The organism is Pseudomonas sp. nanlin1, assembly GCF_045571515.1.
Lineage (GTDB): Bacteria > Pseudomonadota > Gammaproteobacteria > Pseudomonadales > Pseudomonadaceae > Aquipseudomonas.
In genome coordinates this window covers 1,900,284-1,920,650 of sequence record NZ_CP124218.1, presented here as the reverse complement: position 1 = coordinate 1,920,650, position 20,367 = coordinate 1,900,284, and the positions used below count along the sequence as shown (strand labels likewise).

Sequence of the window (20,367 nt, the reverse complement as noted above, 5' to 3'; positions counted from 1 at the left end):
CGTAGGAGGGGGCTCGCCCCCGATCTTTTCACATTGCCGCCGATATCTTCACGCTGCCGTCTGAAGATCAAAAGATCAAAAGATCGGGGCCGAGGCCCCTCCTACGGGGGCCAGGGGCTATTCGTCGCGGCGTAAATCCGGCGGGATGGGGGGCTCTTTGAGGGGGTCGGGGCGTTTGCCCATACCGGCACGGAACTGGCGGATCTGGTAGACGTAAGCCAACACCTGGGCCACCGCCATGTACAGGCCCGCTGGAATCTGCTGCTCGAGCTCGGTGGAGTAGTAGATGGAACGCGCCAGGGCTGGCGATTCCAATACTTGAATCTGATGCATGTTACCGATTTCGCGGATCTTTAACGCGACGAAGTCCGTGCCCTTGGCCAGCATCACCGGAGCGCTGCCTTTCTCCGGGTCGTATTTCAAGGCCACCGCGTAGTGCGTAGGGTTGGTGATGATCACGTCAGCCAGCGGCACCGACGTCATCATCCGCCGCTGCGACATTTCCCGCTGCAACTGGCGAATACGCTGCTTGACCTCAGGTTTACCCTCCGCGTCCTTGTGCTCGTCGCGAATTTCCTGCTTGGTCATCATCAGTTTCTGCTTGCTGCTCCACAGCTGGAACGGCACATCCACCGCCGCAATCAGCACCAGCCCGCAGGACATCCACAATGCGCTCCAGCCCACCAATTGCACGGAGTGGATAATCGCCATCTCCAACGGTTCGTGGGCAATCGCGATCAGATCCGCTTTGTCCTTGGACAACACCACCAGCGCGACGATGAGGATGATCGAGAACTTGCCCAAGGCCTTCAGCAGCTCGGTGAGGGCGTGGGCCGAGAACATACGCTTGAGACCAGACGCCGGGTTCATCCGGCTGAACTTGGGCGCCAACGAGCTGGCCGCGAAGAGAAAACCGCCCAGGGAAATTGGGCCGACGATGGCCGCTATCACCAGGGTGATCAGGATAGGCTGCACCGCAACAATAGCCATCTTCCCCGATATCAGCAGGAAAATGCCCATGGAGCGCTCATCGACCAACACCTCACGGGTCAAGCTGAAGTTCATGCGCATCAGCTCCAGCAGGGTTTCTGCCAGGGAGCCGCCAAACGCCAACAAACCACCGCACCCGGCAAGCATCACCCCGAGTGTGTTCAACTCCTTGGATCGCGCAATTTCGCCTTTCTTGCGAGAGTCGGTTTTGCGCTTTTCCGTGGGGTCTTCTGTTTTGTCCTGACCGCTCTCGCTCTCTGCCATGTCTTAGCGTGCCCGAGCCAATTCGCGCAGCCACTGCAAAGCCTCGGAGGCCAGCGGCTGGTACTGGTTGAGAATGTCAGCCATGGTGATCCAGAGAATCACCATGCCCATGACCAGAATCAGTGGAAAACCAATCGAAAAAATATTCAACTGCGGCGCCGCACGGGTCATCACGCCAAAGGCGACGTTCACCACCAACAGCGCCGCGATGGCCGGTAGTACCAGCAGTACCGAGGCGCCAAACACCCAACCCAGGCGGGTCGCCAAGTCCCAGAAATGATTGACCAGCAACCCTCCGCCCACTGGCAGCGTGGTGAAGCTTTCCACCAGCACTTCGAACGCCACCAAGTGGCCGTTCATGGACAGAAACAGCAAGGTGACCAACATACTGAAAAACTGCCCCACCACAGCGGTCGAAACGCCGTTGGCCGGGTCCACCATCGAGGCGAACGCCATACCCATCTGGATCGCCAGGATCTGCCCGCCAATCAGGAATACTTGAAACAGCAACTGCAACGACAGCCCGAATAACGCGCCAATAATCGCCTGTTCCGCGCACAGCAACAGCGTTTGCAAGCTCAGCACTTCAAAGGCCGGCATCGGTGGCAGCGAAGGGGCGATCGCCACGGTGATAGCTAGGGAAAAATACAGACGTATCCGGGTCGACACGAGCGTGGTCCCGAAAATCGGCATGGCCATCAGCATTGCGGCGACGCGGAACAGCGGCAGCATGAATGCGGCGACCCACGTGCCGATCTGCACATCCGTAAGCTGCAGCATGGCTAGCCGATCAACTGCGGAATGCTGGTATACAGGCCAATGATGTACTCCATAAAGCTGCGCACCATCCACGGCCCGATCACAATCAGGGTGACCAGCATGATCAATAGCTTGGGCAGAAAGCTCAGGGTCTGCTCGTTGATCTGGGTCGCGGCCTGAAACATCGACACCACCAGGCCCACTAATAGACCCGGCAGTACCAGGATGGCGACCATGGTCGTGGTGAGCCACAACGCCTCACGAAAAATATCGACCGCAACTTCAGGCGTCATAACGCACTACCTCCCAACCCGAATCAAACACCGCCGAAACTGCCGGCCAATGTACCGATAATCAATGCCCAGCCATCGACCAAGACAAACAGCATGATCTTGAACGGCAGGGAAATGATCAGCGGCGACAGCATCATCATGCCCATGGCCATCAGCACACTGGCAACCACCAGGTCGATGATCAGGAACGGAATAAAAATCATGAAGCCGATCTGAAACGCCGTTTTCAGCTCCGAGGTCACGAACGCCGGGACCACGATAGTCAGCGGTGCCTGGTCGGGGCTGGCGATGTCGGTGCGCTTGGACAGGCGCATGAACAGGTCCAGATCGCTCTGCCGAGTTTGCGCCAGCATAAAGTCCTTCACCGGCACTTCGGCCTTGAGGATGGCATCCTGGGCCGTCAGCTGTTCGTTCAAATAAGGCTGCAGGGCATCCCGATTCACCCGATCGAACACCGGGGCCATGATGAACATGGTCAGAAACAGGGCCATACCGGTCAGAATCTGGTTAGACGGCGTAGTCTGTAGGCCTAAGGCCTGACGCAGGATGGAAAACACGATGATGATCCGCGTGAAGCTGGTCATCAGCATGACAAACGCCGGGATGAAACTCAGCGCCGTCATGATCAGCAAGATCTGCAGGCTGACCGAGTAATCCTGTTGGCCATCGGCCCCGGTGGTCATTTTGATCGCCGAGATCGACAACGGATCGGCGGCCATGGCCAACGGCGCGCAGCACATCAGCAACAGCGGCAAAACAATGCGCAGCACGCCCATCACTTCTTATCCTTCTGATCCTTGCCTAACAGTTCCATAAGGCGCTGGGCGAACTCAGGTGTGGCCTGCTCGGCTTTGTCCGGGACGCTGACCGGCTTGTGCAAGACGTGCAGCGGCGTGATCCGCCCGGTCGACAGGCCCAGCAGGATCTGCTCGTCGCCGACCTGGACCAGTACCAACCGGTCGCGCGGGCCCAGGGCCCGCGAGCCAATCAGCTCGATCACCTGGCCACCACCCGGGGTAGCCTGTTGCACGCGCCGCAGCAACCAGGCCAGGGCGAAAATCAGCACCACTACCGCTAACAGGCCCAACACAACCTGGCTCAACTGCCCAGCCATACTGCCATTGCTGGCTACTTTCGCCGCAGTCGCCGGGGCGCCCTCGCCCGCCAGTGCCAAGCCCGGTAGCATCAGCAGTACCGCCCATGCACGGGCCACCTTAGCGCAGCTTCTTGATGCGTTCGCTGGGGCTGATCACGTCCGTCAGGCGAATGCCGAACTTCTCGTTGACCACCACCACTTCACCATGGGCGATCAACGTACCGTTGACCAAGACGTCCAAGGCTTCGCCAGCCAAACGGTCGAGCTCGATCACCGAGCCCTGGTTGAGTTGAAGCAAGTTACGGATGCTGATATCGGTGCTGCCGACTTCCATGGAGATGCTCACCGGAATGTCCAGGATCACATCCAGGTTGGGCCCGTCCAGGGTCACCGGCTGATTGCTTTTAGGCACACCGCCGAATTCCTCCATGGGCAGGCGGCTGGCCGAGGGAGCAGACGCGGCGTCAGCCGCCAGCAAAGCGTCGATGTCGTCCTGACCACCATCACCGGATTCGGTCAGGGCTGCGGCCCACTCATCGGCCAGGGCTTGGTCTTCGGAAGAGGTATTGCGTTCGTCAGCCATCAGGTGTCCTCGACGGGCAAAAATTCATAGGGTACGGCGGCCAGCAAGGCGTCGCTTAACGACGCTCGATCGGCTCGGTTACTTGTAGCGCCAGGTTGCCTTTGTGCGAGCCCAGCTTCACTTTGAAGGTCGGTACGCCGTTAGCACGCATGACCATGTCTTCGGGCAATTCGACCGGTATCACATCACCGGGCTGCATGTGCAAAATGTCCCGCAGGCGCAGTTGCCGACGGGCCACGGTGGCGGTCAGCGGTACGGCGACATCCAAGACATCTTCGCGCAACGCTTTGACCCAGCGTTCATCCTGGTCGTCCAGGTCTGACTGGAAGCCGGCATCAAGCACCTCGCGGATCGGCTCGATCATCGAATAGGGCATGGTCACGTGCAGGTCGCCGCCACCGCCATCGAGTTCGATGTGGAAAGTCGACACCACAATCGCTTCACTCGGGCCGACGATGTTGGCCATGGCCGGGTTAACTTCCGAGTTGATGTACTCGAAGTTCACGTCCATGACCGCATGCCAGGCTTCTTTCAAATCGATAAAGGCCTGGTCCAACACCATGCGCACCACCCGCAACTCAGTGGGGGTGAACTCCCGCCCTTCGATCTTGGCATGCCGACCGTCGCCACCGAAGAAGTTGTCCACCAGCTTGAACACCAGCTTGGCGTCCAGGATGAACAATGCGGTGCCGCGCAAGGGTTTGACTTTGACCAGGTTGAGGCTGGTGGGCACGTACAGGGAGTGTACGTACTCGCCGAACTTCATGACCTGTACACCGCCCACCGCCACGTCCGCCGAACGACGAAGCATGTTGAAGATGCTGATGCGGGTATAGCGAGCAAAACGCTCGTTGATCATTTCCAGGGTCGGCATGCGTCCGCGAACGATGCGATCCTGGCTGGTCAGGTCATAGGTTTTGACGGTGCCGGGCTCGCCGAGGGTCTCGGTGGGCACCAAACCGTCGTCGACACCATGCAACAGCGCGTCGATTTCGTCCTGGGACAGCAGGTCTTGCACGGCCATGTCGTGTTCCTACTGCAATACGAAGTTAGTGAAGAGCAACTGGTCGATCACCGACTTGCCCAGCTCTTTTTGCCCAACTGCCTGCACGGCAGCAGTGGCTTTTTGCCGGAGCATTTCCAGGCCCACCGGGCTGGCAATGGTCTCGAATGTCTCACCCGAAAACATCATCACCAAATTGTTGCGGATGACCGGCATGTGCACCTTGAGTTCGTCCAGCGCGGCTTTGTCGCGGCCCTGCAAGGTGATGCTCACCTGCATGTAGCGATCGCGCCCATTCTGTTTGTAATTGACCACGAACGGCGGGGTCAGCGGCTCATAGATCGCGACAGGCTTGGCGTTAGTGGCGACTGCTGGAGCCTCGGCCGGCTTACTGGCCGATTTGTTCATGAAAAACCAGGTGGCGCCCACGGACAAGCCGATGGCCAACAACAAGCCCACGACGATCAGAATGATCATCTTGAGCTTGCCCTTGCCTTTCACCTCGGGGTCTTTTACTTCTTCGCTCTTAGCCATGCCAATAATCCGTCACCATTCAGGGGTTTTACAAACGCTGGGTGAGGACGGAGCAAGTGTTATGCCAGAATTGCGTTGGCGCAGGAACGCGCGGGGATAAAACCATGGCCACTATGTAGTGGCGGCCATGGCTTTCAGGGGCGCAATATCAAGCGTAGTAGTCCACGGCACTGGAGCCGAGCACAACGCTGGCGCTGCTGATTTCAACTTCGTTGGGGGCATGCGCCGCGTCATCGCCACCGTCACGCGAGCCCGTGGTGGAGGCGACCGAACGCCCCTGCTGGGCCTGTTGTTGGTCCTGGTTACGCGACTGATCGGAAACATTGACGTCCAACTGCCCCATGCCCTGTTCGGCGAACATGTCGCGCAGGCGGCCCTGTTGGCTTTCCAACGCTTCACGCACGCCCACGTGGGCACTCATGAAGGTTACCTGGGTCTGCTGGTCTGGCGTCATATTGACCCGCACATCCAAGCGGCCCAATTCAGCGGGCGACAATTGAATTTCCGCCGACTTGAGATTCTGGCTGGACAAGTACATCACCCGATTCACCAGGCCTTCGGTCCAGCCACTCTGTTGCATGGCCAGAGGTTGCGAGGGCGGCAATGCGTTGGCGGTCTTGGGCGTGGCCGCCTGTGTCAGGTTCGCCAGCCGATTGGCGAAGTCGTCCAGGCGTGTATCACTGTTAGCACTGTTGAGGTCTTTGAGGCCGTCATCGAGCACCCCGGCAAAACCTTGATCGGCGCCCTCGCCTTCTGAACCAGGCGGCTGCTGCTTCTCTACCATCGCCGCCAGACCATTGACGAACGAGGTGTCAGCCGACGGATCAGCGTCGGTTTGTGGCGTATCGTTGGCGGCCGCCTTGGCGTGTACCGAAGTCGTTCCCTGGGCCTTGGCACTCTGCTCAAGCGCCATACGCACCGCAGGCAAGTCGGCCAACACGTCGTCCACCGGTTCCTGCGCGGCCTCCACGGGCGGCGCGGCGGGCATAGCGGCAGCCATCGCCCCCAGCGAATTATCCTGCACAGGAATTGGCGCAGCGTCAGTCAATGCAGGCGGCGCCTCGGCCAATGGGGGCGCTAGCGTGGCAGGATCCACCACAGGCTCGGCCACCGCGACCGTATCGCCATCACCGTCATCGTCCGCCTCGGCTTGGTCGCCTTTGCCGCTGGCGGCAGCGCCTTTATCAGCTTTGGCGGTCGGCAAGCCATTGCCGCTATCGGCAACATCCGGCTTGCTGGCGGCAGCGTCGTCCTTAGCGGCGGGTTTATCCTGAGCCTTGTCGGCGACGCTGTCGCGCGCCGACTTGGCCGGCACATCGGGCTTGGCCGCAGCCACCGGCGTTTGTTTGGCGTAAAGGTCAGCAAAGCTGGCTGCGCCGGCCTTGGGGCTGTCGGGGGTTTTGCTCAAGTTGCCCATATTGGCAGCTTGTTTACTGCTGACCGAGTTGGCCTGCAGAAGAGGGTTTGACGTGACGGGCATGAAGAAGATCTCCGCTGAACTGGGATCGTTGGCTCAGTTAGAGGAGATATAGCAAGAGTCGGGCCAAGTCTGAAGTAGGCGACCTAAGCAGCGGTGACGGGCGATACGCGCTGTAGCTCTTGAGCGTAAAGCGCACGTACGGTGTCAAATTCTTCGACAACCTGGGCGATCAGTGACGTAAAATTGCCGCCATCGCCTGACAGACGCGCTTGGTCTTCGAGCGCCCTGCACAACCCCGCCAGGTGAACAGCGCCCATATTGCTGCAACTGCCCTTGAAGGTATGGGCAGCCAGGCTGATTTCGTTAGCCGACGCACATGCCGATTGCAGACGTTTGACTTGATACTCAGAGTCTTGCAGAAACGTGCTCAAGAGTTCTGAGTAGCTCTCTTGCATTACATCTTGCAACACGACCAGCACGTTTTCGTCCATATGCACGATGTCGTTCATGTTCCTTACTCGCTCCACTTTATCGTCCTTGAATCTGGGTCATTACTAGCATACCTAGCACACCCAGTGAAACTCCACGCGGGCGGTACGCCCGTCATCGCTCCAACTGGCATTGCGGCTCAGCTTGCGGATTAGATGCACACCGCGGCCAGAAAAGTCACGGTCACTCGGCGCCCTAGCCAGTACGTTACGGGCATCGAAGCCCGGGCCGCTGTCCTGCACCTCAATGACCAGGCAACCACCGCCCGGCTCCGGCTCTATGCGCAGGTTAATCCGTACATAGCCCTCGCTCAATGCCTCCAGGCGGCGATTGCGTTCGGCGTAGTACAGGGCGAACCCCGCCGCATCACGCTTGAGCGCGGAGTCCAGGCCCAATACGCCGTGCTCCAGTGCATTGGAGTATAGCTCTGCCAGCACGCTGTACAACGCGCCGCTCTGACTACGCAACCCATGGATTTCCTGCAGCAGTTGCAGCAGATAAGGTAAAGGGTTGAAACGTTGCAGGGAGTCGGGGCGCAGTTCGAACGACACCGACCAGTCCCGCGGGCTGGACTCACCGCTGTCGGAATAAATCACCGGGGCATTGGTAAAGCATTCCGGCTCGACCACTTCCAGTTGCAACATACTGACGTCGTCGCGGGATTGGCCGCGAAAGTCTTCCAATGCCTGCAGAATGTCTTCGAATAACAAATCGGGTTCGGTGTTGCGGGCAAACACCGCTTTCAAGCGCTCGACGCCGAAGTTTTCTTCCTGGGCATCGCAGGTGTCGATCACGCCGTCGGACAACAGAAAGACCCGATCACCCAGCATCAGCGGGTAGACCTCGGTACGGTCTTCGAACGTGGCGCTGGACAGTACCCCCAACGGCAAATGCCGGGAATACAAAGGGACGCGCTCACCGCTGTCGATCCGATGGAGGTAACCCTCAGGCATACCACCGTTCCACACTTCCACCACACGCCGCTGAAAACTGAGGTTAAGTAGAATGGCGCAGCAAAACATATCCACAGGCAGGATGCGTTTGAGCTTGGCGTTCATCTCCCGCAGGATCTGCGCCAAACCGTAACCCTTGGAGGTCATGCCATAGAACACTTCGGCTAGGGGCATGGCGCCCACGGCCGCCGGTAAACCATGGCCGGTAAAATCGCCGAGCAATACGTTCATGTCGCCCGACGGCGTGAAGGCGGCCAGCAGTAAGTCACCGTTGAACAGGGCATAAGGCGACTGCAGGTAGCGAATATTGGGTGAATTCAGGCACCCCGAATGAGCCACTTGGTCGAACACCGCTTTGGCCACCCGCTGTTCATTGAGCAGGTAATCGTGGTGCCGAGAGATCTGGTTGCGTTGCTCCAGTACCGTGGCCTGCAAGCGACGCAAGCGATCCATGGCTTTGATCTTCGCCGCCAGAATGACCTGGTTATAAGGCTTGGCCAGAAAATCGTCACCGCCCGCCTCCAGGCACCGCACCAACGCCTGCTCTTCGGTCAGCGAAGTCAGGAAGATAATCGGCACCAGCTCTTCGCCCGCCAGCTGTTTGATTTGCTGCGCGGCCTCGAAACCGTCGAGTATCGGCATCATGGCGTCGAGCAAAACGAGGTCGGGGCGCTCACGGGCGAAGACATCGATCGCTTCCTGCCCATCACCTGCGGTCAGTACCGTGTGGCCCTGGCGCCGCACGATGCTGGAGAGCAGCATGCGGTCGGTCATGTTGTCGTCGGCGATTAAGACACTGAGCGATGGCGCCGGGCTATGCATCACCGCTCAACCGGTGGTTTTTCCAACTCGAATAACTTATCGAAGTTGGAGATCGCGAGAATCTTTTCTACATCAGCACAGATGTTGATAATCTTGATTTTCGCGTGATCCCCGCCGGCGTAATCACGCAGGAGCAACAGCATGCCCAACGCAGAGCTATCGAGGTAGTTGGCATCGCGCAGGTCCACTTCAACGCATTCGAAATCCGAGCGTGAAACCTTTTCATAAGTCTCGCGAAAAGCCTGATGCATGCCGAAGTCAAACCGCCCGGAAACGGCGATCCTCAGCTTTTTCTCATCCTTGACGATTTCAGATGTTACGGCCATGTAAGTCTTACCTCTGGTATGGGCAGCTTTGAAAAAGGTTTAGCACCGGCCGGGCTCCGCGGCAACCTGGCCGAGTGCAAATGCCTAACTATTGATCGTGTCGCGGAAGACGCTGGGACAATTCATCGAGCAATTTCTGCTCGCGTTTGTCCTCGATTTGGCGTGCTTCGATGATGTAGCGCTGCACCAGTTTGCGCAGCCCCTCCACTCGCGCATAGGCCTGTTGCCACGCCGTCCGAGCGTTGTTCAAATTGTTCTGGTGCCAGAGCAGACTCTTCTGTTGTTGGGCAACGGCGGTCTCTAACTGGTTCAAAAAACGCTGGTAGTTCATCAACCATTGCCCGGAAACACCCTGGCTGCCGTTGGTGATCCACTGTTGCTGGTAGTCCTGGCGGAAGCGGTCCAGTTCGGCCAGTTTGGCCTGGGCCAGGTTAACCTGCGCCTGAAACCCACCCAGGCGCTGGGCGGCCTTGCGCTCGACGCTCTCGGCCATTTCCACCACAGGCGCCAAGCGCGCCGCACGGCTCGCCATGAATTAACCCCCCGGCGCCACAGGGTTGAATACGGCTGCCAGGCGCTCACGGCTGCTTTGCAGGCTTTCATTGTCGGTCAGGCCTTGGCGCAGGTAGCGCACCAGGGTCGGCTGCAGGGAAATCGCCAAGTCGGTTTCGCGATCACCACCGGCCACATAGGCACCCACGCTGATCAGGTCGCGGCTCTGTTGGTAGCGTGACCAGAGTTGCTTGAATTGTTGGGCCTGGCCCATTTGTTGCGGGCTGACCACCTGTGGCATGACCCGGCTGATCGAGGCCTCGATGTCGATGGCGGGGTAATGCCCCTCCTCAGCCAAGCGCCGCGACAGCACGATGTGGCCGTCGAGCACACCACGGGCCGAGTCGGCGATCGGGTCCTGCTGGTCATCGCCCTCGGACAATACGGTGTAAAACGCAGTGATGGAGCCACCACCGGCTTCGGCATTGCCCGCGCGCTCCACCAGTTTAGGCAACTTGGCGAACACTGAAGGCGGGTAACCCTTGGTCGCCGGTGGCTCGCCAATGGCCAAGGCAATTTCCCGCTGGGCCTGAGCGAAACGGGTCAGTGAGTCCATCAGCAGCAGGACATTCTTGCCCTTGTCGCGAAAATATTCGGCGATCCGCGTGCAATACATGGCCGCGCGCATACGCATCAAGGGCGCATCGTCCGCAGGCGAGGCCACTACCACCGAGCGTTTGAGGCCCTCTTCGCCCAGAATGTGCTCGATGAATTCCTTAACCTCCCGGCCCCGCTCGCCAATCAGCCCGACCACGATGATGTCGGCTTCGGTGAACCGCGTCATCATGCCCAGCAACACCGACTTACCTACACCGGTACCGGCGAACAAGCCCAGGCGCTGACCACGGCCGACGGTGAGCAGCCCGTTGATACAGCGAATGCCCACGTCCAGCGGTTGGCTGATGGGGTCGCGCTTGAGCGGGTTGATGGTCGGGCCGTCCATGGGCACCCAGTCCTCGGCCTTCATGCCGCCTTTGCCGTCCAAGGCGCGCCCGGCGCCGTCGAGTACCCGGCCGAGCATGGTCATACCCATGGGCAGGCGGCCGGTGTCGGCCAACGGAACCACGCGGGCCCCGGGAGCGATTCCGGCGACGCTGCCGACCGGCATCAAGAACACCTTGGTGCCTGAAAAGCCCATTACCTCGGCCTCGACCTGGACCGGCTGGTAACTCAAATCATTAATCACCACGCAGCGGCTGCCCATGGCCGCGCGCAGGCCCTCGGCTTCCAGGGTCAGGCCGACCATGCGCAGCAAGCGGCCTTCCAGCACCGGCTGGGTCGGCAGGTCGATGGCCGGCACATAGGTGCTTAGGCGCTTGCCAAAACTGGTGCGCTCAAGAAGCATCGCGGTCTTCCAGCGGGATCTGCATATCGGCTTCGGAAGGGTGCAGCGCTTGTTCGTGCATCTGGTCCATCAACAAGGCGATGGCCTGGGTGATGCGGGTTTCCATGGAGGCATCGATACGGCTGTGTTCGGTCTCGACCCGGCAGCCGCCGGGCAACAGCGCGCTGTCTTCGAGGATACGCCAGGTTTCCTCATGCTTTTCGCGCAGGGTCTTGACCTGCTCGAAGTCCTGCGGATTGATGAAAATTCGCACGTTATTAGCGCCTAATGGCAACAATTTGAGCGCCTCACGCAGAACCTTTTCGATCTGCCGCGAATCGATCGCCAGTTCGCGCTGGATAACCTGCCGGGTCAAATGGCCAACCAGTTCTACCAGTGACCGCTCGATCTGGTTGTCCTGCTCGCCAATCGGGTCGAGCAGTTGCCCCATCAGCGCTTCCAGGCTGCTCAGGCGCGCGGCCAAGGCCACTTCGGCCTCTTGCCGCACTTTGATCTGGGTACTGTGGAAACCTTCTTTTTCGCCGGTAGCAAAGCCTTCGTTCCAGGCTTCCTGGCGAATGCTCTCGAGTTCTTCGAGGGTCAAGGGCTGGACTTCTTCCAGCGGCACTTCTTCGCTTTCCTGCTGCACGTGTTCTTCGGCCACAGGTTCGGGCTCAGGCTCAGGCCCTTGCGGGTCGAAGCTGGGCAACGACCAGCGGTCGAATGCTTGCAGGTCGCCAGCGCGGATCAGTTCGCTGGCGGGTTCTTTGCTAGGGCGGGACATGGGCTTTTCCTGAATGCAGCAAGAAACGAAGACGAGGACCCTGCTGGATCGACGCCCTATGATCCTACATCAGTAGGGCCATAGGACTACAGCGTAGATCAGCTGTTCTTAGATCATCTCTTCGCCGCCCTTGCCACCTAGCACAATCTCGCCGGCTTCGGCCATGCGTCGTGCGATGGTAAGGATTTCTTTCTGCGCGGTTTCCACGTCGCTGACCCGCACTGGCCCTTTGGCTTCCAGGTCATCGCGCAACAGTTCCGAGGCGCGCTTGGACATGTTCTTGAAGACCTTCTCGCGCACGCCTTCGTCGGCGCCTTTGAGGGCCACCACCAGAACATCGGAAGACACTTCGCGCAACAGCGCTTGAATGCCCCGGTCGTCCACGTCGCGCAGGTTGTTGAACACGAACATAAGGTCTTCGATCTGACCGGAGAGGTCTTCGTCGATCTCGCGAATGGAGTCCATGAGCTGCCCCTCGACCGAACTGTCGAGGTAGTTCATGATGTCGGCCGCACGCTTGATGCCGCCCAAGGTCGTACGGGCCGCATTGGAGTTGCCGGAGAACTGCTTCTCCAAAATGGTGTTCAGCTCCTTCAACGCCGCAGGCTGCACAGTGTTCAAGGAGGACACCCGCAAAATGATGTCCAAGCGTACTTTATGGTCAAAGTGCCCGAGCACTTCACCCGCCTGGTCGGCGTCAAGGTAGGCGACGACGATGGCTTGAATCTGCGGGTGCTCGTAACGGATGACGTCGGCCACGGCACGCGGCTCCATCCATTTGAGGCTGTCCAGGCCGCTGGTGTTGCCGCCCAAGAGAATACGGTCGATCAGGCCGTTGGCTTTATCCTCGCCCAGCGCCTGGTTGAGCATCTTACGAATGTAGCCATCGGAGCCCACGCCCAGGCTGGTCTGATCGCCGACGATCTCGACGAACTCGCTCATGACCTGCTCGACCTGCTCACGGTGCACATTGCGCATTTGCGCCATGGCCACACCCACCCGCTGGACTTCCTTGGGGCCCATGTGCCGCAGCACTTGGGCCGCGTCGGTTTCACCCAGCGACAACAGCAAGATGGCGGCCTTGTCGACACGGGTCAGCTTGGGCGCAGCGACTTGATTATTACTCATCGGCGTTGATCCACTCTTTCACGACCTGGGCCACACGACCCGGGTCTTCGGCCACCAAACTTTTGATTGCGTTCAACTGCGCGTCATAACCCTCGGTGGGGCTCGGCAGCAGGATGCTCTGCGGCCCACCCAGGGAGACCCGGTCATTGCCCAGTTCACCATCCAGGCCGCCCATGCCGCCGAGCTCGACGTCACCGCCCATCCCTGCATCACTGCGGCTTTTGCCGCCGCCGGTGATGTTGTTCAGCACTGGACGCAGCACGCCAAACACCAGGACCAGGATGAACAACACACCCATGGCTTGCTTAACGATGTCCCAGAACCAGGGCTGAGTGTAGAACGCAGCTTCTGCGATGACTTCGCCGCGATCGGTGGAGAACGGCACGTTCATCACGGTCACGCTATCGCCACGGCTGGCGTCGAAACCGACTGCGTCCTGCACCAGGCGGGTGAAGCGTGCCAGGTCTTCGGCTTTCCATGGCGTGGCGGTGGTCTCACCGTTGGCCGGGTTGATCTTGACTTGGTCGTCCACCACCACGGCTACCGACAACCGGGTCAAACGCCCTTGTTGCTGTTTGGTGTGGCTGATGGAACGGTCCAGCTCGAAATTCTTGGTCGATTGTTGACGCTTGTCAGCCGGGTACGGCGCCAACATCGGCTGACCGGTGGCCGGGTCCATGATTTGCTGACCGTTGGCATCGAGCAACGGCTGGCCTGGGGCGATCGCACTGGCAGTGGCGCCACCGGCTTGGCCGGTCTGCTGCGGCGCAGTCGCCGGGCTCGGTGGTTGATTGCTCAACGCACCTGGCACGCCCTGCGGGCCCATGCTGCTGGAACGCTGTTCGCTGGTCGACTGCTCGCTGCGCAAGGCTGGCTGGTCAGGGTTGAATTGTTCAGAGGTGGACTCGACGGCGCTGAAGTCCACATCCGCCGACACTTCGGCTTTGTAACGGTCATTGCCCAACACCGGTTGCAGAATGTTCTGCACACGCTGAGTCAGCATGGTTTCCACACGGCGGCTGTAGTCGTACTGCTTGCCCGCCATGCTCAGTTCAGAGTTTTCCTGTTCGGACAACAGGTTGCCCTTCTGGTCGACCACGGTCACGCCAGACTTGCTCAGCTCAGGCACGCTGGTCGCCACTAAATTGACGATTGCCAGCACCTGACCAGGTTCCAGTGTGCGGCCTGCATACAATTCGACCAATACCGAAGCAGTGGGCTTACGGTCATCGCGGACGAACACCGAGCTTTTCGGAATAGCCAAGTGCACCCGCGCGCCCTTGACGTTATTCAAGGCGGAAATGGTACGTGCCAGCTCGCCTTCCAGGCCACGGCGGTAACGCGTGGCTTCCATGAACTGGCTGGTCCCCAGGCCTTGGTCTTTGTCGAGAATCTCAAAGCCAATGTTGCCGTCGCTCGGCGCTACACCGGCCTGGGCCAGTTGCAAACGCGCACGGGAAAGGTCGTCAGCTTTGACCAGCAAGGCGCCGGAGTTAGGCTCAACGTTGTACGGAATATTGGCGGTGGCCAGGGTATCCATGACCTGCTTGGTGTCCATCCCCGCCAGGCTTCCATACAACGGCCGGTAATCGGGTTGTTGCGACCACAGCACTACAGCAAAACCGATCGCGACGCTTGCCGCCAGGCCGACCAATAGGCCGACTTGGCGCAGCACGGTCATCTGCGACAGGTTTTCCAGGAACGACATGCCAAACAGCGGCGGCTTGCTCACTGCCGGTGCTGGCGCGCCACTCTTGGCCGGTACGTTATCCACGACTGCTTCCGCCATGACTCAATTCGTCCTCAAACAGGCATCTGCATGATGTCTTGGTAAGCCTGAACCACCTTGTTACGCACTTGGGTCAGGGCTTGAAAGGAAACGCTGGCTTTCTGCGACGCGATCATTACGTCGGTCAGGTCGACCCCACTCTGACCGATTTCAAACGCCGTAGACAGCTGGCTGGAGGCCTGCTGCACGTCGTTGACCTTGTTTACGGCACTGCCGAGCAAGTCGGCGAAGCTGCTGGCGCCTGCTTCCGGTACAGCCGATGCTTTCGGTGCGGCCATGGCGTCCATTTGCATGGCGCGCATGTCCAGCATCAAGCGATTGAATTCGATACCTTGGCTCATGGGTGACTCTCCGGCAACTTGCAATTTTTTGACACTGATACAGCGACTACTGAGGTAGTAGCAAGGAGGGTGCCAGTTGTGTGGGTCCGGTTAAAGATCGGGGCCCAAGCCCCTCGCTACGGATAGCGGGACCGTGACTCAAGAAGCATACAAACTGGCTTCTACGTCCATGCCGGCATCGCGCATCTGCGCCAATTTATAACGCAATGTACGCGGGCTGATACCCAACCGTTCGGCGGCTTCCTTGCGTCGGCCGCGTTCATTGCGCAGTGTCTCGATGATCATTTCGAACTCACGCCGGCGCAGGTCATCGCCCAAAACACCCGCCACTTCACTGGGCATCGCTGGAGCGCGGGCCTGCACCACCAGGCTCAGGGGCGGCAGTGGCGCGCTGCTGAGGGCATGGGACAGGCAGAAATCCTGAGCCTGCACGACCCCGCCCTGCTGTAGGATCAACGCGCGCTGCACAGCGTTGTCCAGTTCTCGCACGTTGCCCGGCCATGGGTAGTCCACCAGGCACGCGCGAGCCTCGGCTGACAGTTGCACCGGCGCGTGTTTCATTTTATTGACGTATTTGGCCACCAGCCGCTCGGCCAGCGGCAGAATATCGGCGCGGCGCGCGCGCAACGGTTGCCAGGCTAAGGGGAATACCGACAAACGATAGTACAAGTCTTCCCGGAAGCGCCCCGCTGCCACCTCGGCGGCCAGGTCACGGTTGGTGGTGGCGACCACGCGGATGTCCAGCGCGATGGGCTTACGCCCGCCGACCCGCTCCACCTCGCGCTCCTGCAAGACGCGCAACAGTTTGGCCTGCAAGCCCATGGGCATCTCGGATATTTCGTCTAATAGCAGGGTACCGCCGTCGGCCTGTTCAAACTTGCCGGTCTGGGCGGCGATAGCGCCGGTAAACGAGCCTTTTTCATGACCGAACAGGGTCGCTTCAAGCATGTTATCGGGGATCGCCGCGCAGTTGATGGCCACGAACGGCTGATCCGCTCGGCGGGACTGCTGGTGAATATAGCGCGCCAGCACTTCCTTGCCGGTGCCCGACTCGCCTGAGATCAACACAGTGGAATCGCTGCGCGCAACCCGCGCCGCCAACTCCAGTAGCGCGACACTGGCGGGCTCTACCGCCACCGGGCCGGTTTCCCGTTCAGCCTGGCTGGGCGCGCCGCGGCCGTGCCGAGCGACCAGGTCGAGCAACGCCCGCGGTTCGAACGGTTTGACCAGATAATCCGCGGCGCCCTGGCGCATCGCCTCAACGGCGCGCTCTACCGCGCCGTGGGCTGTCATCAGCAGCACCGGCAACTGCGGCTGGCGGCTGCGTAACAGGCCAAGCAACTGGTGGCCGTCCATACCCGGCATGTTCACGTCGCTGATGACCAGGCCAAACGCCTGCCGAGCGACGGCCTGCAGCGCCTCTTCGGCGCTGCTCACCGCATGGAATTCATAGCCGCCCAGTTCCAGGGTATCGCACAGCGCCTCGCGTAGCGCCCGGTCGTCCTCGACCAACAGTACCTTGACGCTCATGACGCGTGCTCCTCGGCCAGGCTGCCTGGCAACAATGGCAGGGTAACCATAGCGCAGGTACCGCGGCCCTGCCGTGAGCGGATCTGTAAATCGCCCTGGTGGGCCCGGGCCACTGCCTTGACCACCGCCAGGCCGAGGCCAGTGCCGGTGGTTTTGGTGGTAAAAAACGGCTCGCCCAGGCGCGCCAGGGTATGCGGCGCAATGCCCGCACCGTTATCGCTGATGCACAGGCGCAGTTGCTCGCCACGGGTATAGAGGTGGACCTTGAGGCGCGCGCGGCCAGCACTGGCCTGCATGGCGTTTTCGAGCAAATTGAGCAGCGAGCCTACCAGGGTGTCGCGGTTGCACAGCACCTCCCCTGCCAGGCTGTCGCACTGCCAGCGCACGTCGTGGTCTTGCACGTGGGCCTGCGCGGCGCTCTGCAGGGCCTGCAGCAATTGTGCCGGCGCCAGGCGTTCAGTCAGGGGCAGTTCGCCGCGGGCGAACACCAGCATGTCACGCACCTGGTGTTCCAACTCGTGCAAGCGCTCCTTGAGACGGCCGGCGAAGCGCTGCTGGGTTTCGGCAGGCAAGACCTGCTCCGTCAGGTGGCTGGCATAAAGCAACGCAGCCGACAGCGGGGTACGGATCTGGTGAGCCAGGGACGCGACCATGCGGCCCAGCGACGACAAGCGTTCATGGCGCGCCAACTGCCCTTGCAAGCGGCGGGTTTCGGTTAGGTCGCTGAGCAGCACCAACTGGCCGGGTTCGGCCCCCAAGGACCGGGTGGAGATGGACAAGCGGCGGCCATCTTTCATGGAGATTTCGTGGCCGTCGTCTTCACGGGGGGCGAAGCAGCGGGCGATCACTTCACGCCATAACTCGCCCTCCAGCGGCAGCCCCAGCAGGTCGCAGGCGGCCGGATTAGCTTCACGGATACGCCCCTGAGCATCGATCACGATCACCCCGCCCGGTAGCAAGTCCAGCAAATGCTGCAAGCGGTTCGCCAGGCGCTCTTTCTCGGCCAGCTCGGCCATACGCTGGGCGCTGACCACGGCCAATTCGCCCTTGAGTTCGGCGACGCGGGTTTCCAACATGCTGTAGGAATCGTTCAGTTGGCTGGACATCTGATTGAACAGGGCAAACGCCTGTTCCAACCCAATGCGGCTGGCTTGCTCGGCAGGGAGTTGCGGATCGGTCACTGAGGACATAGGGGCGGCCTGTGGCATGGATCTCTCTCGCGGGGCTCACCGTCATAAAACGGTATCGTGAGAGGGTCAAAGCAATAGCCATGCCGGGGAAAAGCGAGACAGGCGTCACAGAAGCACAAATCGTGAAACAGAACGGGTACAAATGGCCTCAAGCCAGAAACGGCAAGGCGCGGAGGTTTTCGTCTAAAAAGTTACAAGAGGTAAAACCAGAGGCAATCCAACGCCGCGAAGCGCCAGATTGCCGACAATCAGGCGTCAATCGTCTGTCTGATCGTCTTCTTCCCGGCGGCTCATGCCGTATTTACGCATCTTTTCCACCAAGGTAGTACGGCGGATCCGCAGGCGCTCCGCAGCGCGCGCCACAATCCCGCCAGCATCGTCCAGTGCCTGTTGGATAAGGCCCTGCTCGAGTCCGCCCAGGTAGTCCTTGAGGTCCAGCCCTTCAGGCGGCAGCATGGCTGTAGAAGCGAAATCAGGCGTATGGCTGTTGATCGCTACACGTTCCTCCAGGTCGCTGCGCAGGCTGTCCACCAGTTGCTCGTCTTCATCATCGACATAGCGAAACTTCTTCGGCAACTCGGAGACGCCGATCACGCCATAAGGGTGCATGATCGCCATACGCTCGACCAGGTTGGCCAACTCACGCACATTCCCCGGCCAACCGTGGCGACATAGCGACATGATCGCAGCCGAATTGAAGCGGATGGACCCGCGCTTCTCATGCTCCATGCGCGAGATCAACTCGTTCATCAGCAGCGGGATGTCCTCGACACGCTCGCGCAGGGGCGCCATTTCGATGGGGAATACGTTCAAGCGGTAGTACAAGTCTTCGCGGAAAGTGCCCACCTCGATCATGCTTTCGAGGTTTTTGTGGGTCGCGGCAATGATGCGCACATCGATGCTCTGGGTCTTGTTGCTACCCACCCGCTCAAAGGTGCGCTCCTGCAACACGCGCAACAATTTGACCTGCATGGGCAGCGGCATATCGCCGATTTCATCGAGAAACAAGGTGCCGCCATTGGCCAGTTCGAAACGCCCAGCCCGGCTGGTGATCGCGCCGGTGAAAGCGCCCTTCTCGTGGCCGAACAATTCGCTTTCCAGCAACTCGGCGGGGATCGCCCCGCAGTTGACTGGAACGAAGGGTGCGTCACGGCGCTTGGAGTGGTAGTGCAGATTACGCGCAACGACCTCCTTGCCCGTACCCGACTCGCCCAGGATCAGCACGCTAGCGTCGGTGTCGGCCACTTGCTGCATCATCTGGCGCACATGCTGGATGGCGCGGCTGGTACCCACCAGGCTGCGGAACAGATTAGGCTCACGCTGGCGCCCACGGTCGCGGGCTTGGTCGTACATCTCACGGTACACCTGGGCGCGGTGCAAGGTGTCGAGCAGTTTGCTGTAGCTGGGCGGCATTTCCAGGTTGGACAGCACGCGCCGACGCAAGTCGTCCGGGAGTTCCAGCGCACTGGAGTCACCGAGCAACAGCACCGGAAGGAATTCGTCCCAGGCCGAGAGGGTTTTCATCAGGCCGAGGATCTGCCCAGGGGCCTCCACCGTGCCCACCAGCACGCACAGTACTTCGCGGCTGGCGGCCAGCCCTTCCACGGCTTGCTCCCAGTCGTGGCTGGCGCAGGAAAGATTGTCTTCGCCCAGAAAATTGAGGATCACCGCAAGGTCACGGCGGCGAGCGCTATCGTCATCGATCAGCAGAATTTTGGTTTCACGCCACATGCAATAGCAACTTCCCTAGTCAACTCGATGCCCAGACGGGGCCTGCTCGACGTCATTCGCCGTAGTTAGCGTAATAGACGCCAGAAAGAAGAGAACAGCCACTAGTTAAGTCAAAAAACCGTACTCAGTCAAATTTATGGCGCAGTACTTTGAACAAAATGTGTGATCAGCGGAACAGATGGTAAACCTTTGCCGCGTTTTTCGCTTGGTTGATCTGCGCCATTTCATCAACAATCGCCTGGCGCGCGCCGGTACTTTTCTCCAGCAGGAGGCGGTACACACCCAGCAACGATTCCAGGTTGCTGCTCAGCTCAGCTGGGTTTTCCGCCGGCCCGCTTAGCACGCTGTCGACACAGGCGCGACATTCCACATCCAGTACGCCAATGGCTTGCCAGTCACCTTTGACCAGTGCATCGACCAGCGCGTCACGGGTCTGTTCTATTTTTTGTAAGGCACTCATGGGAAG

At 60.0% G+C, this 20,367-nt stretch carries 22 protein-coding genes; all 22 read right to left on the bottom strand.

Annotation, left to right across the window (positions count from 1 at the left end):
• Nucleotides 1-117: 117 nt before the first annotated feature.
• The 22 genes from flhB to QCL65_RS08940 all read right to left on the bottom strand — a co-directional run bounded on the left by flhB (nt 118) and on the right by QCL65_RS08940 (nt 20,361).
• On the bottom strand, nt 118-1,254 hold the full coding sequence (gene flhB, locus QCL65_RS09045; RefSeq protein WP_407315872.1) for a flagellar biosynthesis protein FlhB: 1,137 nt from the start codon (nt 1,252-1,254) through the stop codon (nt 118-120).
• A 3-nt stretch (nt 1,255-1,257) separates the two neighbouring features.
• On the bottom strand, nt 1,258-2,034 hold the full coding sequence (gene fliR, locus QCL65_RS09040) for a flagellar biosynthetic protein FliR (RefSeq protein ID WP_407315871.1): 777 nt from the start codon (nt 2,032-2,034) through the stop codon (nt 1,258-1,260).
• A 2-nt stretch (nt 2,035-2,036) separates the two neighbouring features.
• Nucleotides 2,037-2,306 (bottom strand): flagellar biosynthesis protein FliQ, encoded by a 270-nt coding sequence (gene fliQ / locus QCL65_RS09035; protein ID WP_407315870.1) that lies wholly within the window; start codon nt 2,304-2,306, stop codon nt 2,037-2,039.
• A 23-nt stretch (nt 2,307-2,329) separates the two neighbouring features.
• A complete protein-coding gene (gene fliP, locus QCL65_RS09030; RefSeq protein WP_407315869.1) occupies nt 2,330-3,082 on the bottom strand; it encodes a flagellar type III secretion system pore protein FliP in 753 nt (250 codons plus the stop codon).
• Nucleotides 3,082-3,492: a flagellar biosynthetic protein FliO gene (gene fliO, locus QCL65_RS09025; protein ID WP_407316753.1), complete on the bottom strand. Its 411-nt coding sequence runs from the start codon at nt 3,490-3,492 to the stop codon at nt 3,082-3,084. Before fliO ends, fliP begins: the two co-directional genes overlap by 1 nt.
• A gap of 28 nt (nt 3,493-3,520) precedes the next feature.
• Nucleotides 3,521-3,985, bottom strand: a complete 465-nt coding sequence (gene fliN / locus QCL65_RS09020; RefSeq protein WP_407315868.1) for a flagellar motor switch protein FliN — start codon at nt 3,983-3,985, stop codon at nt 3,521-3,523.
• A 55-nt stretch (nt 3,986-4,040) separates the two neighbouring features.
• A complete protein-coding gene (fliM, locus tag QCL65_RS09015) occupies nt 4,041-5,009 on the bottom strand; it encodes a flagellar motor switch protein FliM (protein WP_407315867.1) in 969 nt (322 codons plus the stop codon).
• A gap of 9 nt (nt 5,010-5,018) precedes the next feature.
• Nucleotides 5,019-5,522: a flagellar basal body-associated protein FliL gene (gene fliL / locus QCL65_RS09010; protein WP_407315866.1), complete on the bottom strand. Its 504-nt coding sequence runs from the start codon at nt 5,520-5,522 to the stop codon at nt 5,019-5,021.
• 148 nt (nt 5,523-5,670) lie between these two features.
• Nucleotides 5,671-7,002, bottom strand: a complete 1,332-nt coding sequence (locus tag QCL65_RS09005) for a flagellar hook-length control protein FliK (protein ID WP_407315865.1) — start codon at nt 7,000-7,002, stop codon at nt 5,671-5,673.
• Nucleotides 7,003-7,085: 83 nt separating this feature from the next.
• Nucleotides 7,086-7,451, bottom strand: coding sequence for an Hpt domain-containing protein (locus tag QCL65_RS09000; protein WP_407315864.1), 366 nt, complete (start codon nt 7,449-7,451; stop codon nt 7,086-7,088).
• A gap of 54 nt (nt 7,452-7,505) precedes the next feature.
• Nucleotides 7,506-9,206 carry a SpoIIE family protein phosphatase gene (locus QCL65_RS08995; protein WP_407315863.1) on the bottom strand — a complete coding sequence of 567 codons (1,701 nt, stop codon included), beginning with the start codon at nt 9,204-9,206 and terminating at the stop codon, nt 7,506-7,508.
• On the bottom strand, nt 9,206-9,532 hold the full coding sequence (locus tag QCL65_RS08990; protein ID WP_407315862.1) for an STAS domain-containing protein: 327 nt from the start codon (nt 9,530-9,532) through the stop codon (nt 9,206-9,208). Before QCL65_RS08990 ends, QCL65_RS08995 begins: the two co-directional genes overlap by 1 nt.
• 88 nt (nt 9,533-9,620) lie before the next feature.
• Nucleotides 9,621-10,064 carry a flagellar export protein FliJ gene (fliJ, locus tag QCL65_RS08985; RefSeq protein ID WP_407315861.1) on the bottom strand — a complete coding sequence of 148 codons (444 nt, stop codon included), beginning with the start codon at nt 10,062-10,064 and terminating at the stop codon, nt 9,621-9,623.
• 3 nt (nt 10,065-10,067) lie between these two features.
• Nucleotides 10,068-11,429: a flagellar protein export ATPase FliI gene (gene fliI, locus QCL65_RS08980; protein ID WP_407315860.1), complete on the bottom strand. Its 1,362-nt coding sequence runs from the start codon at nt 11,427-11,429 to the stop codon at nt 10,068-10,070.
• Entirely contained in the window at nt 11,419-12,192 is a 774-nt protein-coding gene (gene fliH / locus QCL65_RS08975) for a flagellar assembly protein FliH (protein WP_407315859.1), read from the bottom strand. The genes fliI and fliH overlap by 11 nt, the downstream gene beginning before the upstream one ends.
• Nucleotides 12,193-12,300: 108 nt before the next feature.
• Nucleotides 12,301-13,320, bottom strand: a complete 1,020-nt coding sequence (gene fliG / locus QCL65_RS08970; protein WP_407315858.1) for a flagellar motor switch protein FliG — start codon at nt 13,318-13,320, stop codon at nt 12,301-12,303.
• A complete protein-coding gene (fliF, locus tag QCL65_RS08965; RefSeq protein ID WP_407315857.1) occupies nt 13,313-15,109 on the bottom strand; it encodes a flagellar basal-body MS-ring/collar protein FliF in 1,797 nt (598 codons plus the stop codon). Before fliF ends, fliG begins: the two co-directional genes overlap by 8 nt.
• A gap of 14 nt (nt 15,110-15,123) precedes the next feature.
• Nucleotides 15,124-15,450: a flagellar hook-basal body complex protein FliE gene (gene fliE, locus QCL65_RS08960; RefSeq protein ID WP_407315856.1), complete on the bottom strand. Its 327-nt coding sequence runs from the start codon at nt 15,448-15,450 to the stop codon at nt 15,124-15,126.
• Nucleotides 15,451-15,588: 138 nt separating this feature from the next.
• Nucleotides 15,589-16,980 (bottom strand): sigma-54-dependent transcriptional regulator, encoded by a 1,392-nt coding sequence (locus QCL65_RS08955; RefSeq protein ID WP_407315855.1) that lies wholly within the window; start codon nt 16,978-16,980, stop codon nt 15,589-15,591.
• Entirely contained in the window at nt 16,977-18,188 is a 1,212-nt protein-coding gene (locus QCL65_RS08950; protein ID WP_407315854.1) for a sensor histidine kinase, read from the bottom strand. The genes QCL65_RS08955 and QCL65_RS08950 overlap by 4 nt, the downstream gene beginning before the upstream one ends.
• 237 nt (nt 18,189-18,425) lie before the next feature.
• On the bottom strand, nt 18,426-19,901 hold the full coding sequence (locus QCL65_RS08945; protein WP_407315853.1) for a sigma-54 dependent transcriptional regulator: 1,476 nt from the start codon (nt 19,899-19,901) through the stop codon (nt 18,426-18,428).
• A gap of 166 nt (nt 19,902-20,067) precedes the next feature.
• Entirely contained in the window at nt 20,068-20,361 is a 294-nt protein-coding gene (locus QCL65_RS08940) for a flagellar protein FliT (protein ID WP_407315852.1), read from the bottom strand.
• Between the last annotated feature and the right edge of the window lie 6 nt (nt 20,362-20,367).

Coding starts and splice junctions, on each gene's coding strand:
- flhB (WP_407315872.1), bottom strand. CDS start 1,254: ATGGCAGAGAGCGAGAGCGGTCAGGACAAAACAGAAGACCCCACGGAA.
- fliR (WP_407315871.1), bottom strand. CDS start 2,034: ATGCTGCAGCTTACGGATGTGCAGATCGGCACGTGGGTCGCCGCATTC.
- fliQ (WP_407315870.1), bottom strand. CDS start 2,306: ATGACGCCTGAAGTTGCGGTCGATATTTTTCGTGAGGCGTTGTGGCTC.
- fliP (WP_407315869.1), bottom strand. CDS start 3,082: ATGGGCGTGCTGCGCATTGTTTTGCCGCTGTTGCTGATGTGCTGCGCG.
- fliO (WP_407316753.1), bottom strand. CDS start 3,492: ATGCTACCGGGCTTGGCACTGGCGGGCGAGGGCGCCCCGGCGACTGCG.
- fliN (WP_407315868.1), bottom strand. CDS start 3,985: ATGGCTGACGAACGCAATACCTCTTCCGAAGACCAAGCCCTGGCCGAT.
- fliM (WP_407315867.1), bottom strand. CDS start 5,009: ATGGCCGTGCAAGACCTGCTGTCCCAGGACGAAATCGACGCGCTGTTG.
- fliL (WP_407315866.1), bottom strand. CDS start 5,522: ATGGCTAAGAGCGAAGAAGTAAAAGACCCCGAGGTGAAAGGCAAGGGC.
- QCL65_RS09005 (WP_407315865.1), bottom strand. CDS start 7,002: ATGCCCGTCACGTCAAACCCTCTTCTGCAGGCCAACTCGGTCAGCAGT.
- QCL65_RS09000 (WP_407315864.1), bottom strand. CDS start 7,451: ATGAACGACATCGTGCATATGGACGAAAACGTGCTGGTCGTGTTGCAA.
- QCL65_RS08995 (WP_407315863.1), bottom strand. CDS start 9,206: ATGCATAGCCCGGCGCCATCGCTCAGTGTCTTAATCGCCGACGACAAC.
- QCL65_RS08990 (WP_407315862.1), bottom strand. CDS start 9,532: ATGGCCGTAACATCTGAAATCGTCAAGGATGAGAAAAAGCTGAGGATC.
- fliJ (WP_407315861.1), bottom strand. CDS start 10,064: ATGGCGAGCCGTGCGGCGCGCTTGGCGCCTGTGGTGGAAATGGCCGAG.
- fliI (WP_407315860.1), bottom strand. CDS start 11,429: ATGCTTCTTGAGCGCACCAGTTTTGGCAAGCGCCTAAGCACCTATGTG.
- fliH (WP_407315859.1), bottom strand. CDS start 12,192: ATGTCCCGCCCTAGCAAAGAACCCGCCAGCGAACTGATCCGCGCTGGC.
- fliG (WP_407315858.1), bottom strand. CDS start 13,320: ATGAGTAATAATCAAGTCGCTGCGCCCAAGCTGACCCGTGTCGACAAG.
- fliF (WP_407315857.1), bottom strand. CDS start 15,109: ATGGCGGAAGCAGTCGTGGATAACGTACCGGCCAAGAGTGGCGCGCCA.
- fliE (WP_407315856.1), bottom strand. CDS start 15,450: ATGAGCCAAGGTATCGAATTCAATCGCTTGATGCTGGACATGCGCGCC.
- QCL65_RS08955 (WP_407315855.1), bottom strand. CDS start 16,980: ATGAGCGTCAAGGTACTGTTGGTCGAGGACGACCGGGCGCTACGCGAG.
- QCL65_RS08950 (WP_407315854.1), bottom strand. CDS start 18,188: ATGCCACAGGCCGCCCCTATGTCCTCAGTGACCGATCCGCAACTCCCT.
- QCL65_RS08945 (WP_407315853.1), bottom strand. CDS start 19,901: ATGTGGCGTGAAACCAAAATTCTGCTGATCGATGACGATAGCGCTCGC.
- QCL65_RS08940 (WP_407315852.1), bottom strand. CDS start 20,361: ATGAGTGCCTTACAAAAAATAGAACAGACCCGTGACGCGCTGGTCGAT.